The organism is Burkholderia guangdongensis, assembly GCF_013403875.1.
Taxonomy (GTDB): domain Bacteria; phylum Pseudomonadota; class Gammaproteobacteria; order Burkholderiales; family Burkholderiaceae; genus Burkholderia; species Burkholderia guangdongensis.
This window is the reverse complement of record NZ_JACBNX010000015.1, coordinates 18,435-35,622: the sequence shown is the minus strand read 5'-3', so window position 1 is coordinate 35,622 and position 17,188 is coordinate 18,435. Positions and strand designations below refer to the sequence as shown.

Below are 17,188 nucleotides of genomic sequence, written 5' to 3'. Positions count from 1 at the left end.
GCATACCGGTGAATCGGATCGCCCGGCCGCGCGTCGCGCCGCGCCGCCGTGAGAGGTCAGCGCTGCCCGACGAGCATGCCGCGCAGGTCGCCGAATACCTGCTCCGGGCCGAGTTCGCGCAGGCACTTCAGATGGCCGAGCGGGCACTCGCGTTCGAAGCAGGGACTGCATTCGAGATGCAACCATTGTACCTTTGCCAGCTCCGACAGCGGAGGAGTATGGCGCGGGTCCGTCGAGCCGTAGAGCGCGACGAGCGGCCTGCGCAGCGCCGCCGCGACGTGCATCAGCCCCGAATCGTTCGTGACGACCGCGTTCGCGCGCGCGATCAGCGCGCAGGCCTCCGACAGCGACGTCTGCCCGCACAGGTTGCGCACGTGCGGCGCGCGCTCGGCGATCGCCTGCGCGGCGGCCGAGTCCTTCGGCGAGCCGAGCGCGACGATCTGCGTATACGGGAACGACTGGTGGACGATCTGCGCGAGCGACGCGAAGTGCTCGGGCGGCCAGCGCTTCGCGGGGCCGTACTCCGCGCCGGGGCAGAACACGACGAGCGGCATCCGCGTATCAAGATTGAAACGTGCGGACACGCGCGCCGTTTCGTTCAGGTCCGCGTCGAGGCGCGGCGGCGCCAGCGTCTTCATCGACTCGGGCAGCTTCGCGCCCGGCGCGTACGCGAGCGCCGCGTAGTGGCCGGCCATCGGCGGCCGCTCGCCGTGCGCCTTCGGCGGGTTCGCGTGGCGCACGTTCAGCAGGCCGTAGCGGTGCTCGCCGGTGTAGCCGATGCGCAGCGGAATGCCCGCGAGCCACGGGATCAGCGCGGATTTCAGCGAGTTCGGCAGCACGTACGCGGCGTCGTAGCCGTTCTCGCGCAGGTCGCTCGCGAGCTGCCAGCGGCGCAGCATCTGCAGCTTGCCGTGCGCGAGGTCGGTTGCGTAGACATCGTGAACCTCCGGCATCCGCTCGAGCACCGGCGCGACCCACGTGGGTGCGACGGCATCGATCGCGATGCGCGGATGGAGTTTCTTCAGCAGCGCAAGGAGCGGCTGGGCCATCAATGCGTCACCGATCCAGTTCGGTGCGATAACGAGCGCGCGACGCATCAGGTCGGTTTCCGATGTCGTAATGAAACACGGCGCGCGGGCGCCGTGTCCGGGTTGCAGGAAAGGGGAAGCGGGGCGGCGCGAACGCCGCCGCGTGACGCGGGCGGGCCGCCGGGGCTCAATGGCCCTTCACGACCTCGCCGTCGCGCAGCTTGTAGCGCGTGCCGCAGTACGGGCAGCGCGCCTCGCCGTGCGACACGTCGATGAACACGCGCGGATGCGCGCTCCAGCGCGTCATCGCCGGGTTCGGGCAGTAGGCGGGCAGATCCTTCGCCGACAGTTCGACGAGCGGCATTTCCTTGGTTTCACTCATGGGGTGATCTCGTTGTTTCAGCGGATGGGGTGTCGAAGTGTCCGGACTCAGACCTTCGTCAGCCAGTTCGCGTACTGCGCGCTCTTGCCGGACACGACGTCGAAGAACGCCGACTGCAGCTTCTCGGTGATCGGGCCGCGCGCGCCGCTGCCGATCGTGCGGTTGTCGAGCTCGCGGATCGGCGTGACTTCGGCCGCGGTGCCGGTGAAGAACGCCTCGTCGGCCGTGTAGACCTCGTCGCGCGTGATGCGCTTCTCGATCACTTCGATGCCGAGATCCTTCGCGAGCGTGATCACCGTGTCGCGCGTGATGCCGTCGAGGCACGACGCGAGATCCGGCGTGTACACCTTGCCGCGGTTCACGAGGAAGAAGTTCTCGCCGGAGCCTTCGGACACGTAACCGTCGACGTCGAGCAGCAGCGCCTCGTCGTAGCCGTCGGCGGTCGCTTCCTGGTTCGCGAGGATCGAGTTCACGTACCAGCCGGACGCCTTCGCGCGCACCATCGACACGTTCACGTGATGGCGCGTAAACGACGACGTCTTCACGCGGATCCCCTTCGCGAGGCCGTCCTCGCCGAGGTACGCGCCCCACGGCCACGCGGCGATCGCGACGTGGATCGTGTTGCCCTTCGCGGATACGCCGAGCTTCTCCGAGCCGACCCAGATGATCGGGCGCAGGTAGCACGATTCGAGCTTGTTCTCGCGCACGACGTCGCGCTGCGCGGATTCGAGCGTTTCCTGGTCGAACGGCACGTCCATCTGGAAGATCTTCGCGGAGTTCAGCAGGCGCTTCGTGTGTTCGTGCAGGCGGAAGATCGCGGTGCTGCCGTCGGCCGTCTGGTACGCGCGCACGCCTTCGAAGACGCCCATGCCGTAATGCAGCGTGTGGGTCAGGACGTGGATCTTGGCGTCGCGCCAGTCGATCAGCTTGCCGTCCATCCAGATCTTGCCGTCGCGGTCGGCCATTGACATAGGAATCTCCTGGGGGTGCGGTTGTGTATGCGGCGATGCGCCGGAAAGACGCCTATTTTAGCGTCATTTGCCGTGGCGACGGTCGGCTCGTCACCGGCGCGCGGTGAGCCGGCCGGTGACGACGCCCGGGCAGGGGAGTGCGTTGCGGCTGCTGGCATAGCACGATCGATCGTTTTTCGCGGTTCCTCGAATAGGCGGAATTCGGCGCCGCATGGGTCAGATGGCCGGATGGATCGGCTAGAATGGCCGCTCCCGGATTTATAGGTGTGCGCGCGATGTGGATCCGCCAGCCACGGCCGCATCCGGCGCCTGTTCCAGGCCGCCCGCGCATGTCCTAGCAACCGCTTCCCATCCACTACCTCACCAGTCCCATGAGTCAAGTCAAGCGTCTTACCGACCTGATCGCCGCCGGCCAGCTCGCCGGCAAGCGCGTGTTCATCCGCGCCGACCTGAACGTTCCGCAGGACGACGCCGGCAACATCACCGAAGACACCCGGATCCGCGCGTCCGTGCCCGCGATCCGCGCGGCGCTCGATGCGGGTGCGGCCGTGATGGTCACGTCGCACCTCGGCCGTCCGACCGAAGGCGCGTTCAAGCCCGAGGATTCGCTCGCGCCGGTCGCGAAGCGCCTCGCCGAGCTGCTCGGCCGCGACGTGCCGCTCGTCGCGAACTGGGTCGAGAACGGCGTCAATGTCGCGCCGGGCCAGGTCGCGCTGCTCGAGAACTGCCGCGTGAACCAGGGCGAGAAGAAGAACGACGACGCGCTCGCGCGGAAGATGGCCGCGCTCTGCGACGTCTACGTGAACGACGCGTTCGGCACCGCGCACCGCGCGGAGGCGACCACGCACGGGATCGCGAAGTACGCGCCCATCGCGTGCGCGGGCCCGCTGCTCGCGGCCGAGCTGGACGCGCTCGGGCGCGCGCTTGGCGACCCGAAGCGCCCGCTCGTCGCGATCGTCGCGGGCTCGAAGGTGTCGACGAAGCTGACGATCCTGAAGTCGCTCGCGGAAAAGGTCGATCAGCTGATCGTCGGCGGCGGCATCGCGAACACGTTCATGCTCGCGGCCGGTTTGCCGATCGGCAAGTCGCTCGCCGAGACCGATCTCGTCGCCGACGCGAAGGCGATCATCGACGAAGCGAACAAGCGCGGCGCATCGGTGCCGATCCCGACCGACGTCGTGTGCGCGAAGGAATTCTCGCCGACGGCGGCCGCGACCGTGAAGAAGGCCACCGACGTCGAAGCGGACGACATGATCCTCGACATCGGGCCGGAAACGGCCGCCGCGCTCGCCGCGCAGCTCGGCGCCGCGGGCACGATCGTCTGGAACGGCCCGGTCGGCGTGTTCGAGTTCGACCAGTTCGGCAACGGCACGAAGACGCTCGCGGACGCGATCGCGAAATCGTCCGCGTTCTCGATCGCGGGCGGCGGCGATACGCTCGCCGCGATCGCGAAGTACGGCATCCACGACCAGGTCAGCTACATCTCGACGGGCGGCGGCGCGTTCCTCGAGTTCCTCGAGGGGAAGACGCTGCCGGCGGTGGAAGTGCTCGAAACGCGGGCGGCCTGAGCGTGGCGGCGCGCGCTGGGGTGACGAAGGCCGCACGTTCCGCGAAAGCGGAGCCGGCGGCCAGTGCGGGCAAGCGCAAACGCGCGCCCGCGCGGGCGAACTCGGCCCCGCGCGCGAAGCCGGGTGAGGCCGGCCGCGCGGCCGGCACGGAAAACATTCAGAACAAAGCGATGCCGGGCGAGCGCACCGGCACGCCTCCCGGAGCGGCCGCCGCTGGGCCTGCCGCATCCGGCTCTCGCAGCGTTTCCCCCAGCGGATCCACCCAGACTCAGAAGAGGAGTTTCATGCATCGCGCCACCAAGATAGTCGCCACGATCGGCCCGGCCTCCAGTTCGCCGGAGATTCTGCTGCAGATGATCCAGGCGGGCCTTGACGTCGTGCGTCTCAATTTTTCGCACGGCACCGCCGATGATCACCGCCAGCGCGCCGAGATGGTGCGCGAGGCCGCCCGCAAGGTCGGTCGCGAGATCGCGATCATGGCGGATCTCCAGGGCCCGAAGATCCGCGTCGGGAAATTCGAGAACGGCAAGACCACGCTGACGCCGGGGCAGCCGTTCATCCTCGACGCCGCGTGCGAGCTCGGCAACGACGAGCGCGTCGGCCTCGATTACAAGGATCTGCCGCGCGACCTGCGCTCGGGCGACGTACTGCTGCTGAACGACGGGCTGATCGTGCTGACCGTCGAGCGCGTGCTCGGCGACGAGATCCACACGACGGTGAAGGTCGGCGGCGATCTGTCGAACAACAAGGGGATCAACCGGCAGGGCGGCGGGCTGTCGGCGCCTGCGCTGACCGCGAAGGACATGGAGGACATCCGTACCGCGATGTCGCTCGGCGCGGACCTGGTCGCGGTGTCGTTCCCGAAGAACGCGACCGACATGGAAATGGCGCGCCAGCTCGCGAACATCGCGGGCGCGCCGTATGGCCTGAAGCCGAAGATGATCGCGAAGATCGAGCGCGCGGAGGCGATTCCGGCGCTGCAGAGCATTCTCGACGCGTCGGACGGGATCATGGTCGCACGCGGCGACCTCGCGGTCGAGGTCGGCAACGCGGCGGTGCCCGCGCTGCAGAAGCGGATGATCCGGATGGCGCGCGATTCGAACAAGCTCGTGATCACCGCGACGCAGATGATGGAGTCGATGATCCAGGCGCCGGTGCCGACCCGCGCCGAGGTGTCGGACGTCGCGAACGCGGTGCTCGACGGCACCGACGCGGTGATGCTGTCGGCCGAGACCGCGGCGGGCAAGTATCCGGTCGTCACGATCGAGACGATGGCGGCGGTATGCGTCGAGGCGGAGAAGTCCGAGCACGTCGAGCTCGACAAGGATTTCCTCGACCGCACGTTCACGCGGATCGACCAGTCGATCGCGATGGGCGCGCTCTTCACCGCTTACCACCTCGGCGCGAAGGCGATCATCGCGCTGACCGAATCGGGCGCGACCGCGCTGTGGATGTCGCGTCACTACATCCACGTGCCGATTTTCGCGCTGACGCCGCGCGTCGGCAGCGAGCGGACGATGGCGCTGTACCGCAACGTGACGCCGCTGCACGTCGACTTCAACAGCGATCGCGACACGGCGTTGCAGCAGGCGCTCGAAATCGTCGTGCGCGGCGGCTACCTGTCGCACGGCGACATGGTCGTGCTGACGGTCGGCGAGCCGATGGGGCAGGCGGGCGGCACGAACACGCTGAAGATCGTGCGGGTCGGCGAGCATTACTGAGCGCGGTATCGGGACCGGTGACGCAAGGCCGCGCGGGGCATTCGACCCCGCGTGGCCTTTTTCGTTTCGGGCCGGCTGCGCCGACGCGGCCGGGCCCGGTCCGGCCCGCCGGAACGTAACAAATTGCGAGTGGGGCGTCCGATCGGGCTGAATCCGGAGCGCTTCGCGATAAAATACCGCTATTCGACGCTTAGCCCGGCGATCGGGCCCGAATTATCCGGGCCGCACCGCGCCGGCGCGAGGCGCGCACCGGTTTTCATTCGAAGGAGTATCGCAATGCCTCTCGTTTCTATGCGTCAACTGCTGGACCACGCGGCGGAAAACGGCTACGGCCTGCCCGCCTTCAACGTGAACAACCTGGAGCAGGTTCAGGCGATCATGGCGGCGGCGGACCAGGTCGGCGCACCCGTGATCATGCAGGCGTCGGCCGGTGCGCGCAAATACGCGGGCGAGCCGTTCCTGCGTCACCTGATCGAAGCGGCGATCGAGTCGTATCCGCACATCCCGGTCGTGATGCACCAGGATCACGGCCAGTCGCCGGCGATCTGCCTGAACGCGATCCGCAGCGGCTTCTCGAGCGTGATGATGGACGGTTCGCTGGAGGCCGACGGCAAGACGGTCGCGTCGTACGAGTACAACGTCGACGTGTCGCGCAAGGTCGTCGAGATGGCGCACTCGATCGGCGTGACGGTCGAGGCCGAGCTCGGCGTGCTCGGCTCGCTCGAGACGATGAAGGGCGACAAGGAAGACGGCCACGGCGCCGAGGGCACGATGACGCGCGAGCAGCTGCTGACCGATCCGGAGCAGGCCGCCGACTTCGTGAAGCTCACGCAGTGCGACGCGCTCGCGATCGCGATCGGCACGTCGCACGGCGCGTACAAGTTCTCGAAGAAGCCGACGGGCGACATCCTGTCGATCCAGCGCATCAAGGAAATCCATGCGCGCATCCCGAACACGCACCTCGTGATGCACGGCTCGTCGTCGGTGCCGCAGGAACTGCTCGCGGAGATCCGCGAGTTCGGCGGCGACATGAAGGAAACCTACGGCGTGCCGGTCGAGGAGATCCAGGAAGGGATCAAGCACGGCGTGCGCAAGGTCAACATCGACACCGACCTGCGTCTCGCGATCACCGGCGCGATCCGCCGCTACATGTTCGAGAACCCGGGCAAGTTCGACCCGCGCGACTACCTGAAGCCCGCGCGCGAAGCGGCGAAGAAGGTCTGCGTCGACCGCTACCTCGCGTTCGGCTGCGAAGGCCAGGCCGCGAAGATCAAGCCGGTCTCGCTCGACAAGATCGCCGACAAGTACAAGGCCGGCGAGCTCGCGCAGGTCGTGCGCTGACTGAGCCGGTTGTATAAGGCCGGTTGTAGTACGATCCGTCGCTGACGGCGGGTCGCGGCGGCCGGCGCGGCGTGTGCCGCGCTGCCGCCCGACCGGCTCCGACGCATTGCAAGGCCGCCGTTCCCGCCTGCCGCGGGGAACGGCGTTTCCCTTTTTGTTTGGCTCTCAATCTGCGAAAAGACGATGTCTACCCTTTACGAATCCACGCTCCGCTCGCTGCCGCTCCTCGGTCGCGGCAAGGTCCGCGACAACTACGCGGTCGGCAACGACAAGCTCCTGATCGTCACGACCGACCGGCTGTCGGCGTTCGACGTCGTGATGGGCGAGCCGATTCCGAACAAGGGCCGCGTGCTGAACCAGATGGCGAACTTCTGGTTCGACAAGCTCAAGCACATCGTCCCGAACCATCTGACCGGCGACGCGCCGGAAGCGGTCGTCGCGGCCGACGAGGTCGAACAGGTGAACGGCCGCGCGGTCGTCGTGAAGCGCCTCGAGCCGATTCTCGTCGAGGCGGTCGTGCGCGGCTATCTGGCCGGCAGCGGCTGGAAGGAATACCAGGCGACGGGCGCCGTGTGCGGCGTCGCGCTGCCGGCGGGCCTGCAGAATGCGCAGAAGCTGCCCGAGCCGATCTTCACGCCGGCCGCGAAGGCCGAGATGGGCGAGCACGACGAGAACATCACGTTCGAGGAAACCGAGCGCCGGATCGGCACCGAGCTCGCGGCGACGATCCGCGACATCTCGATCAAGCTGTACAAGGAAGCGGCCGACTACGCGGCGACGCGCGGCATCATCATCGCCGACACGAAGTTCGAGTTCGGCCTCGACAACCACGGCAAGCTGTATCTGATGGACGAAGTGCTGACCGCCGATTCGTCGCGCTTCTGGCCGGCCGACGAGTATCAGGTCGGCACGAATCCGCCGTCGTTCGACAAGCAGTTCGTGCGCGACTGGCTCGAGGCGCAGCCGTGGGGCAAGACCGCGCCCGCGCCGGCGCTGCCCGACGACGTGGTCGCGAAGACGAGCGCGAAGTACCAGGAAGCGCTCGAGCGCATCACCGGGCAGACGCTCGCCTGAGCCACGACGACGGGGAGGCGAAGAGATGAGCGAAGTCCAGACAGTCCACACGCATGACGCGCCCGTCGTCGGCGTGCTGATGGGGTCGAGTTCCGACTGGGACGTGATGAAGCACGCGGTCGCGGTGCTGCAGGAGTTCGGCGTGCCTTACGAGGCGAAGGTCGTGTCCGCGCACCGGATGCCCGACGAGATGTTTATGTACGCGGAAAGCGCGCGCGCGCGCGGCATCCGCGCGATCATCGCGGGGGCGGGCGGCGCCGCGCACCTGCCCGGCATGCTTGCCGCGAAGACGACGGTGCCGGTGCTCGGCGTGCCGGTCGCGAGCAAGTATCTGAAGGGCGTCGATTCGCTGCACTCGATCGTGCAGATGCCGAAGGGCGTGCCGGTCGCGACGTTCGCGATCGGCGAGGCCGGCGCGGCGAACGCGGCGCTGTTCGCGGTGTCGATCCTGTCCGGCACGTCGGCGGACTACGCGGACAAGCTCGCCGCGTTCCGCGTGCGCCAGAACGAGGCCGCGCACGCGATGGTGCTGCCGCCGCTGTAACGACGGCCCGATGGCGGCCACGGTGATGGCCGCCGACACATCCCCACAGCGGTGGGCGCCCCCCGCCGCGACCGATTACTGACATGAAACGACCCCCACGCTCACTTTGTTCGCTGCCCCCCGAGGGGGCGGTCAGCCTCCTTGGGGCGGCCCGGCGGAGGCTGACATGACCACCACTGCTTCCCCAAAATCCCCGATCCTGCCCGGCGCGTGGCTGGGCATGGTCGGCGGCGGCCAGCTCGGCCGCATGTTCTGCTTCGCCGCGCAATCGATGGGCTATCGCGTCGCGGTGCTCGATCCCGATCCGACGAGCCCTGCCGGCGCGGTCGCGGACCGCCATCTGCGCGCCGCGTACGACGACGAGGCGGCGCTCGCCGAGCTCGCCGAGCTGTGCGATGCGGTGTCGACCGAGTTCGAGAACGTGCCGGCCGCGAGCCTCGATCTGCTCGCGCGGACGACGTTCGTCGCGCCGGCCGGCCGCTGCGTCGCGATCGCGCAGGACCGGATCGCGGAGAAGCGCTTCATCGAAGCCTCCGGCGTGCCGGTCGCGCCGCACGTCGTGATCGAATCCGCGGCGACGATGGCCGCGCTCGACGACGCGGCGCTCGACGCGGTGCTGCCCGGCATCCTGAAGACCGCGCGCCTCGGCTACGACGGCAAGGGCCAGGTGCGCGTGCGCACCGCGCGGGAAGCGCGCGACGCGCACGCGGCGCTCGGCGGCGTGCCGTGCGTGCTCGAGAAGATGCTGCCGCTCGCGTACGAGGTGTCCGCGCTGATCGCGCGCGGCGTCGACGGCCGGTGCGCGGTGTTCCCGCTCGCGCAGAACACGCATCACGGCGGCATCCTGTCGCTGACCGTCGTGCCGGCGCCCGCGGCCGACGACGCGCTCGTCGGCGACGCGCAGCAGGCCGCGATGCGGATCGCCGCGACGCTCGACTACGTCGGCGTGCTGTGCGTCGAGTTCTTCGTGCTGGAGGACGGCTCGCTCGTCGCGAACGAGATGGCGCCGCGCCCGCACAACTCCGGCCACTACACGGTCGATGCGTGTGCCGCGAGCCAGTTCGAGCAGCAGGTGCGCGCGATGACGCGCATGCCGCTCGGCAATCCGGCGCTGCATTCGGCGGCCGCGATGCTGAACATTCTCGGCGACGTCTGGTTCCCCGACGGCGCAAGCGGCGACGCCGTCACGCCGCCGTGGGACGAGGTCGCCGCGATGCCGGCCGCGCGCCTGCATCTGTACGGCAAGGAAGAGGCGCGCGTCGGCCGCAAGATGGGCCACGTGAACTTCACCGCCGCGACGCTCGACGAAGCGGTCGACGCGGCCACCGCGTGCGCGCGCCTGCTGCGCGTGCCGCTCGACTGAGGCGCGCGCCGATGCCGATCGAACTTCCGAAGCCCGTGACGTCCGAGCAGATCGACGAAGCCGCCGGGCTGCTCGATGCGGGCGAGCTCGTCGCGTTTCCGACCGAGACGGTCTACGGGCTCGGCGGCGACGCGGCGAATCCGGACGCGGTCGCGCGGATCTACGCGGCGAAGGGCCGTCCCGCGAACCATCCGGTGATCGTGCATCTGCCGCCGGGGGGCGACCCCGGCTACTGGGTCGACACGCTGCCGGACGATGCGCTGAAGCTGATCGCCGCGTTCTGGCCCGGCCCGCTGACGCTGATCCTGAAGCGCGCCGCGCGGATTCCGGACGCGGTCAGCGGCGGGCAGGACTCGGTCGGGCTGCGCTGCCCGTCGCATCCGGTCGCGCAGGCGCTGCTGGCGGCGTTCAGCGCGCGGCGCGGCGGGTATGGCGGCGTCGCGGCGCCGTCCGCGAACCGCTTCGGCCACGTGAGCCCGACGACCGCGCAGCATGTGCGCGACGAGTTCGGCGACGCGGTGCACGTGCTCGACGGCGGGGCGTCCGAGGTCGGGATCGAGTCGACGATTCTCGATCTGTCGCGCGGCTTTCCGGCATTGCTGCGCCCCGGGCACGTCACGCCTCGGCAGATTGCCGACGTGCTCGGCCGCGCGCCGCGCCTGCCGGACGGCAGCGACGCGACCGCGCCGCGTGCATCGGGCACGCTGAAGGCGCACTACGCGCCGCGCACGCCGCTCGCGCTGCTGCCGTTCGACGCGCTCGAGCCGCTGCTCGCGGCGGCGCACGCGGCGGGCGAGCGGGTCGCGCTCGTCGCGCGCGCGTCGCGCGCGGGCCGCTGGGCGCAGGCGGGCGACGTGCATTTCATCGCGGCGCCCGAGGATCCGCAGGCCTATGCGCGCGAGCTGTACGGCATGCTGCGCGCGCTCGATCGCGCGCAGGTCGCGCGGATTCTCGTCGAGAAGCTGCCGGACACCGTCGAGTGGATCGCGGTCAACGACCGGCTCGGCCGCGCGGCCGCCGCGTTCGACGCGCAGGGATAGCGCGCCGCTTACTTGCCGACGCCGGTCGCCGCGATCTGCTGCTCGACGTACTGCGCGAACAGCGCATGCAGGTGCGTGGTCGGATGCACGGTGTCGGCGAACATGTAGGTCTGATCCGCGTTCGGCGTCGTGTAGGTCTGCGGCGAGCAGAACAGCGACGACCCGAACGCCGACGGCACCGGCTCGCCGAACTGGGTGGCGGCCGCGACCATCGCCTGCAGGTTGCACGCGGTGCCGGTGTTCGACACTGTGAAGCCGTTCGCCTGATACGCGGCCGTGATGCCGTCCTGCCACTTGAACGCGTCGATCAGCGTGTACTTCGTCGTGTCGACGTTCAGCGCCTGCAGCGCCGCGGCGAGCGTGCCGTTGAACAGCAGCGTCAGTTGCGTGAACGTCGTCTGCGTGCCGCCGGACACAGCGAACGGCGTGCCGCCGATGTCGGGCACGTTCGAGACGAACACATGCGTCGCGCCCGACGCGACGATCTGCTGGACGATCCCCGCGAGCTGCTGCGCGGCGAGCTGGATGCCGGCCGCGGCGGCAGCCTGCGCGGGCAGCGTGTTGCCCGCGGCCTGCGCGGCCTCGGCCTGATAGAAGATGTCGTTCGCGCCGCCGTTGATCAGCACGATCTGGTTCGCGTTGAAGCTGCCGTGCTGCGACAGGTACTGCTGGACCTGCGTGGCGATCGGCGTCGTCGTCGCCTGCGAGTAGTCCGAGTTCGGGGTGCCGGCGGCCGCGTGGCCGATGCCCGGCTGCTGCGTGACGCGCGAGCCGCCCTGCGCGTAGCCGAGGCCGCCCGTCGCCTTCAGCGGCACGCCGAAGCCGCCTTCGTTCGCGGGCGTCAGCGGGTTGCCGTAGTAGGCGGAGACGTCCTGCGTCCAGACCTGCCCCGGGTTCGTCGTGAAGCGCCCGCCGCCGAAGCCGATCAGGATCTGCGGCGAATAGGTGCCGGCGTCCGACAGGCTGTCGCCGAACGACACCACCTGCATGTTCACGCCGGCGGACGGCGTGCTGCTCGCGGTGTTGCTGTCGCCGCCGCCGCCGCATGCGGCGAGCAGCGCGAACGCGGCGGCCGCGATCGCGGTCCGCGCGGTGCGGCGAAGGGTCGGGTGGGTCGGGTGGGTCGGGGCGGTTTGTCGTGCCATCGTTGGGTCTCCTCGTAGATAGTTGGCCTTGATTGTGGCGCCACGCGTGCCGGATGCCCGCACGGGCACGCGGCGGCGCGGCGCGTCGGAAAGTCAGCGCTTGCCGCGCGCGGCGGCGGCGAGCGGTGCCGCCGCGCGCCCGGCGGCATCGCCGCTCGCGATCCGCGCATCGATTTGCGCATCGATCTGCGCATGATAGGCGCTCGCCCATTCGGGCGGCCCGAAAATCGCGCGCAGCTTGTTGCGCCAGCCTTCGACGCGCCACGCGGCCGCCGCCATCGCGCCCCATTCGTGGAAGGTCGCGACGAGCGGATTGTTCGAGTTCAGCGGCTCGACGATGCCGTATTGCGGCGGGTCGTCGGGCGACTCCTCGACGTAGCTGCCGAACAGCCGATCCCAGATCACGAGCACGCCCGCGTAGTTGCGGTCGATGTAGCGCGGATTGCGCGCGTGATGCGCGCGATGGATCGACGGCGTGTTCAGCACGTATTCGAGCCAGCCGAGCTTGCCGATCGTCTGCGTGTGCACGAAGAACTGGAACGCGAGATTGATCAGCACGATGCCGACGATCTGCTGCGGCGGAAAGCCGAGCAATGCGAGCGGCAGCCAGAACGCCCACATGCCGGCGACCGGGTACATCAGGCTCTGGCGAAACGCGGTCGACAGGTTCAGCCGCTCGGACGAGTGGTGGACGACGTGCGCGGCCCACAGCCAGCGTACGCGATGGCTGCAGCGATGGAACACGTAGTAGAGCAGGTCCTGCCCGATGAACAGCACGACGAACGACAGCCATCCGGCCGGCCACGTGAACACGCGCCAATGCGCGTAGCAGTAGGCGTAGACGGGGATCACGGCGAGCCACGCGAGCTTGTCGGCGCCCTGGTGCATCAGCGCGAGCGCGGCGTTGCACAGCGTGTCGCGCCATGCGTACAGCCGCTCGTCCGGGCGCGTGCGCGCGACGTGCCAGGCTTCCCAGCCAATGCACAGCAGGAATACCGGCGCGAGCGCGAGCAGCAGCCATTCGACGTCGAACCGCATCAGCGTGTCTCCTCTTTTTCTCCTGGCGACGCGGCGCGGCGCCAGGCCGGGGCGCGTCGGGTCAGGCGACAAGCCTACGCAATCGTTATGCGATAGGCGAGAGGGGAGCGTAGAGGGTTCCCTCGGCGGTCAGTGCGCGTTCGCGTAGACCCACTCGAGCAGGCTGTCGTGCGCGGCGCGCGCGCCTTCCGCGTGCTCGTCGTTGATGAAGCTGACGACGACGTAGCTCGTGCCGTCCGCGGCGGCGACGTAGCCGGCGATCGCGCGCACGTCGCGCAGCGTGCCGGTCTTGATGTGCGCGTTGCCGAGCACGTCGGCGTTCGTCAGCCGGTTCCTCATCGTGCCGTCGATGCCGGCGATCGGCAGCGAATCGATGAACGACTGCCCGACCGGGCTCGCGTTCGCGGCCTGCAGCAGCGCCGCGAGCGAGCGCGCGCTCACGTGCTCTTCGCGCGACAGGCCCGAGCCGTTGTCGAGCGCGAGATCGGGCATCGGAATCCCGCTCTTCTGCAGGAACGCGTGGATCACGCGGCTCGACTGCTCGGTCGTCGCGGGCGGCTTGCCGGCGACCGCACCGGCACTGGCCGCGCCTGTGCCGGCCGCGCCTGTGCCGGCTGCGCCGATCGTCAGGAACAGGTTGCGCGCCATCACGTTGTTGCTGAACTTGTTGATGTCGTAGACGATGCTGCCGAGCACCGGCCCGTGATGCACGGCGACGAGGCGCGCGGCCGTCGGCACCTTGCCCTCAGTGATCTGCCCGTCGAACGTGCCGCCCTGCTGTTTCCACAGCGCGAGGAAGCCGCGCGCGAAGAACGTCGAGTGGTCGAGGATCGCGATGTTCGTCGTGGACGGCCCGCAGCGCAGCGGATAGTCGCCGGCGAACGACGCGGTGACGATCCCGTCGGCGCCCGTCGTCAGCGCGGGGTGCGCGGCGCTGGCCGCCGCGCCGCACGAGCCGCCGCTCTCGACGAGCTGGTTGCTGATCGACAGCTTGTCGAGCGGCGGCAGCACGTCGACGGCGACCGTGCCGTTGTCGTTCGGCGTCACCGTGAACGTCAGCGCCTTGAACGCGTAGAGCAGCGGATCGGGGCCGACGTTGTACGGCGCGGACGCGTCGTCGTCGAACGGCGGCAAGTCGCGCGTCGACGCGGCGAAATAGCTCTTGTCGAGCACGAGGCCACCGTCGATCTTGCGGATGCCGGCCTTGCGGATCTTGTCGACGAGGTCGATCAGCTCCTCGGGCACGAGCTTCGGATCGCCGGTGCCCTTGATGTACAGACTGCCGTGCAGCGTGCCGTCCGGGTCGACGGTGCCGTCCGCATACGCGCTCGTGCGCCAGCGGTAGTCGGGGCCGAGGATCGACAGGCCGGCGAACGTCGTGACGAGCTTCATCGTCGACGCGGGCAGCATCGGGCGGTCCGCGTTCCACGCGACGAGCGGCGTCGGATCGCCGACGCGCTCGACGACCACGCTGATGTCCGACGCCGGCACCTTCGCGCGCGCGAGCGCGACGAGCACGGACGCGGGCAGCGGCGCGCGCGAGACGGCGACGGCCGCGGCGGCCGTGTGCGGGTGCAGGCGCTGGTGCTTCTTCTTGGCGGCGAGCGCGGGCGGCGCGAACGCGAGCGCGGCGCAGGCGGTGACGATGGCGGCGATGGCGGCCGCGCGCGCGCAGAGGCGGGCGCCGTGCATACGGGCGCGAGGCGTCGGGCGGGCGGCGGGACAGAGGATCGGCATGGACTAAATCGGCAAACGTGGGCAGTCGTGAATAACGGTCGCGCGGGCGGCGCACGCGGCGCGAAAGCGCACATTGTAGAGACAAGCGCGCAAAAAACCGATGAATTCGGGCGCGGCGCCCGGCGTCGTCGCGGGAGGCGGCGCTACAATGGCCGCATGTTGGACTCGCTCGACTTCACGTCGATCACGATGCGGATATTGCTTGTCGAAGACGACCGGATGATCGCCGAGGGCGTGCGCAAGGCGCTACGCACGGACGGCTTCGCGGTCGACTGGGTGCAGGACGGCGACGCGGCGCTCACCGCGCTCGGCGGCGACGCGTACGACCTGCTGCTGCTCGATCTCGGGCTGCCGAAGCGCGACGGGATCGACGTGCTGCGCACGCTGCGCGCGCGCGGGCTCGTGCTGCCGGTGCTGATCGTGACCGCGCGCGACGCGGTGGCCGATCGCGTGAAGGGGCTCGACGCGGGCGCCGACGATTATCTCGTGAAGCCGTTCGATCTCGACGAGCTCGGTGCGCGGATGCGCGCGCTGATCCGCCGCCAGGCGGGCCGCAGCGAATCGCTGATCCGCCACGGCGCGCTGACGCTCGATCCGGCGTCGCACCAGGTGACGCTCGACGGCGCGCCGGTCGCGCTGTCCGCGCGCGAGTTCGCGCTGCTCGAGGCGCTGCTCGCGCGCCCCGGCGCGGTGCTGTCGAAGAGCCAGCTCGAGGAGAAGATGTACGGCTGGGGCGAGGAGATCGGCAGCAACACCGTCGAGGTCTACATCCACGCGCTGCGCAAGAAGCTCGGCGCCGACCTGATCCGCAACGTGCGCGGCCTCGGCTACATGGTCGTGAAGGAAAGCTGACGCGTGAGGTCGATCCGTCATCAACTGCTGATCTGGCTGCTCGCGATCGTCGTGTCCGGCGTCGGCGCGGCCGGCTGGCTGATCTACCGGCAGGCGCTCGCCGAGGCGAACGAGCTGTTCGACTACCAGCTCCAGGAAATCGCCGCCGCGCTGCCGTCCGAGCCGTTCTCGCAGGTGTTCAGCTCGCGCACGAACGGCGACGAGGGGATCGTGATCCAGATCTGGAACCGCAACGGGATGCTGATGTACTTCTCGCATCCGCGCGCGCCGATCGCGCCGCGCGCGGAACTCGGCTTCTCGACCGAGCACACCGATCGCGGCGACTGGCGCGTGTACGGCGCGATCGTCGGCGACAACGTCGTGCAGCTCGCGCAGCCGCTGTCGGTGCGCAACCGGCTCGCGGCGAACGTCGCGCTGCGCACGCTGTGGCCGCTGATCGTGCTGCTGCCGTTCCTCGGCGCGGCGGTCTGGATGATCGTCGGGCGCGGGCTCGCGCCGCTCGGCCGCGTGACGCGCGCGGTCGAGGCGCGCCGCCCGGACGCGCTCGACCCGCTGCCCGACGCGCGGCTGCCGCTCGAGGTGCAGCCGCTCGTGCGCGCGCTGAACGGGCTGCTCGCGCGCCTGTCGTCGGCGCTGGACACGCAGAAGGCGTTCGTCGCCGATGCCGCGCACGAGCTGCGCACGCCGCTCGCGGCCGTGCAGATCCAGGCGCAGCTCGTCGCGCGCGCGAAGGACGACGACGCGCGCCGCGAAGCGCTCGTCGACCTGCAGAGCGGCGTCACGCGCGCGACGCGCCTCGCCGAGCAACTGCTCGCGCTCGCGCGCGCGGAGCCGGACGGCCACACGGTGCGCGAGCCCGTCGACCTGCAGGCGCTCGTCGCCGAATGCGTGGCCGCGCACGCGCCGCTCGCGCAGCGGCGCGACATCGATCTCGGCTTCGAGGAGAGCGAATCGGCGGCCGTCGTCGCCGACGTCGCCGCGCTGCGCGTGATGTTCGGCAATCTGCTCGACAACGCGGTCAAGTACACGCCGGACGGCGGCCGGATCGACGTGTCGCTGGTACGCGACGCGGCCGGCCGCGCGTGCGTGCAGATCGGCGACAGCGGGCCGGGGATTGCCCCCGGCGAGCGCGAGCACGTGTTCGACCGCTTCTATCGCGACAGTTCGGCGCGCGCGCGCACCGACGTGTCCGGCAGCGGGCTCGGGCTCGCGATCGTGAAGCGCGTCGCGACGCAGCAGGGCGCGAGCGTGTCGCTCGGCGAGGCGAAGGCGGGCGGGCTGCTCGTCAGCGTCGTGTTCCGCGATGCCGACGTGCGCGCCCCCGTTTAAGTCCGCGTTTAAGTCCGCGTTTAAGCCCCGTTTAAGGTCGGTTAAGCGTGCTTTA

General features: G+C 69.6%; 15 protein-coding genes. 9 read left to right on the top strand and 6 right to left on the bottom strand.

What is annotated here, in order from left to right:
* Positions 1-56 precede the first annotated feature (56 nt).
* The 3 genes from waaF to HZI36_RS15265 all read right to left on the bottom strand — a co-directional run bounded on the left by waaF (position 57) and on the right by HZI36_RS15265 (position 2,381).
* Complete coding sequence (gene waaF, locus HZI36_RS15275) at positions 57-1,097, bottom strand: lipopolysaccharide heptosyltransferase II (RefSeq protein WP_179403489.1); 1,041 nt, start codon at positions 1,095-1,097, stop codon at positions 57-59.
* A gap of 118 nt (positions 1,098-1,215) precedes the next feature.
* Positions 1,216-1,410 (bottom strand): zinc-finger domain-containing protein, encoded by a 195-nt coding sequence (locus HZI36_RS15270; RefSeq protein ID WP_179403488.1) that lies wholly within the window; start codon positions 1,408-1,410, stop codon positions 1,216-1,218.
* 47 nt (positions 1,411-1,457) lie between these two features.
* The gene (locus HZI36_RS15265) at positions 1,458-2,381 is read right to left on the bottom strand and encodes a branched-chain amino acid transaminase (RefSeq protein WP_179403487.1); all 924 of its coding nucleotides are present in this window, start codon (positions 2,379-2,381) and stop codon (positions 1,458-1,460) included.
* A 371-nt stretch (positions 2,382-2,752) separates the two neighbouring features.
* Between HZI36_RS15265 and HZI36_RS15260 the strand changes: the two genes are divergently transcribed.
* The 7 genes from HZI36_RS15260 (at position 2,753) to HZI36_RS15230 (ending at position 11,032) form a co-directional block, all read left to right on the top strand.
* Complete coding sequence (locus HZI36_RS15260) at positions 2,753-3,949, top strand: phosphoglycerate kinase (protein WP_179403486.1); 1,197 nt, start codon at positions 2,753-2,755, stop codon at positions 3,947-3,949.
* Between the two features lie 284 nt (positions 3,950-4,233).
* Positions 4,234-5,670: a pyruvate kinase gene (gene pyk / locus HZI36_RS15255; protein WP_179403485.1), complete on the top strand. Its 1,437-nt coding sequence runs from the start codon at positions 4,234-4,236 to the stop codon at positions 5,668-5,670.
* Between the two features lie 276 nt (positions 5,671-5,946).
* The gene (fba, locus tag HZI36_RS15250; protein ID WP_179403484.1) at positions 5,947-7,011 is read left to right on the top strand and encodes a class II fructose-bisphosphate aldolase; all 1,065 of its coding nucleotides are present in this window, start codon (positions 5,947-5,949) and stop codon (positions 7,009-7,011) included.
* A 183-nt stretch (positions 7,012-7,194) separates the two neighbouring features.
* Positions 7,195-8,085 (top strand): phosphoribosylaminoimidazolesuccinocarboxamide synthase, encoded by an 891-nt coding sequence (locus HZI36_RS15245; RefSeq protein WP_179403483.1) that lies wholly within the window; start codon positions 7,195-7,197, stop codon positions 8,083-8,085.
* 25 nt (positions 8,086-8,110) lie between these two features.
* Positions 8,111-8,629 (top strand): 5-(carboxyamino)imidazole ribonucleotide mutase, encoded by a 519-nt coding sequence (gene purE, locus HZI36_RS15240; RefSeq protein WP_179403482.1) that lies wholly within the window; start codon positions 8,111-8,113, stop codon positions 8,627-8,629.
* 166 nt (positions 8,630-8,795) lie between these two features.
* Positions 8,796-9,992: a 5-(carboxyamino)imidazole ribonucleotide synthase gene (locus HZI36_RS15235; protein ID WP_179403481.1), complete on the top strand. Its 1,197-nt coding sequence runs from the start codon at positions 8,796-8,798 to the stop codon at positions 9,990-9,992.
* Positions 9,993-10,003: 11 nt separating this feature from the next.
* Complete coding sequence (locus tag HZI36_RS15230; RefSeq protein WP_179403480.1) at positions 10,004-11,032, top strand: L-threonylcarbamoyladenylate synthase; 1,029 nt, start codon at positions 10,004-10,006, stop codon at positions 11,030-11,032.
* An 8-nt stretch (positions 11,033-11,040) separates the two neighbouring features.
* Here HZI36_RS15230 and HZI36_RS15225 read toward each other — a convergent pair whose 3' ends face one another.
* From HZI36_RS15225 to dacB, 3 genes are all read right to left on the bottom strand, one after another.
* Positions 11,041-12,177, bottom strand: coding sequence for an SGNH/GDSL hydrolase family protein (locus HZI36_RS15225; protein ID WP_179403479.1), 1,137 nt, complete (start codon positions 12,175-12,177; stop codon positions 11,041-11,043).
* Between the two features lie 93 nt (positions 12,178-12,270).
* Entirely contained in the window at positions 12,271-13,215 is a 945-nt protein-coding gene (locus tag HZI36_RS15220) for a sterol desaturase family protein (RefSeq protein WP_179403478.1), read from the bottom strand.
* A 129-nt stretch (positions 13,216-13,344) separates the two neighbouring features.
* On the bottom strand, positions 13,345-14,952 hold the full coding sequence (gene dacB, locus HZI36_RS15215; RefSeq protein ID WP_179403477.1) for a D-alanyl-D-alanine carboxypeptidase/D-alanyl-D-alanine endopeptidase: 1,608 nt from the start codon (positions 14,950-14,952) through the stop codon (positions 13,345-13,347).
* Between the two features lie 189 nt (positions 14,953-15,141).
* On the opposite strand from dacB, the gene HZI36_RS15210 reads away from it, so the two are divergent.
* Positions 15,142-15,804, top strand: a complete 663-nt coding sequence (locus HZI36_RS15210) for a response regulator (RefSeq protein ID WP_179403583.1) — start codon at positions 15,142-15,144, stop codon at positions 15,802-15,804.
* Between the two features lie 3 nt (positions 15,805-15,807).
* Entirely contained in the window at positions 15,808-17,133 is a 1,326-nt protein-coding gene (locus tag HZI36_RS15205) for an ATP-binding protein (RefSeq protein WP_179403476.1), read from the top strand.
* The last annotated feature ends 55 nt before the right edge of the window (positions 17,134-17,188 follow it).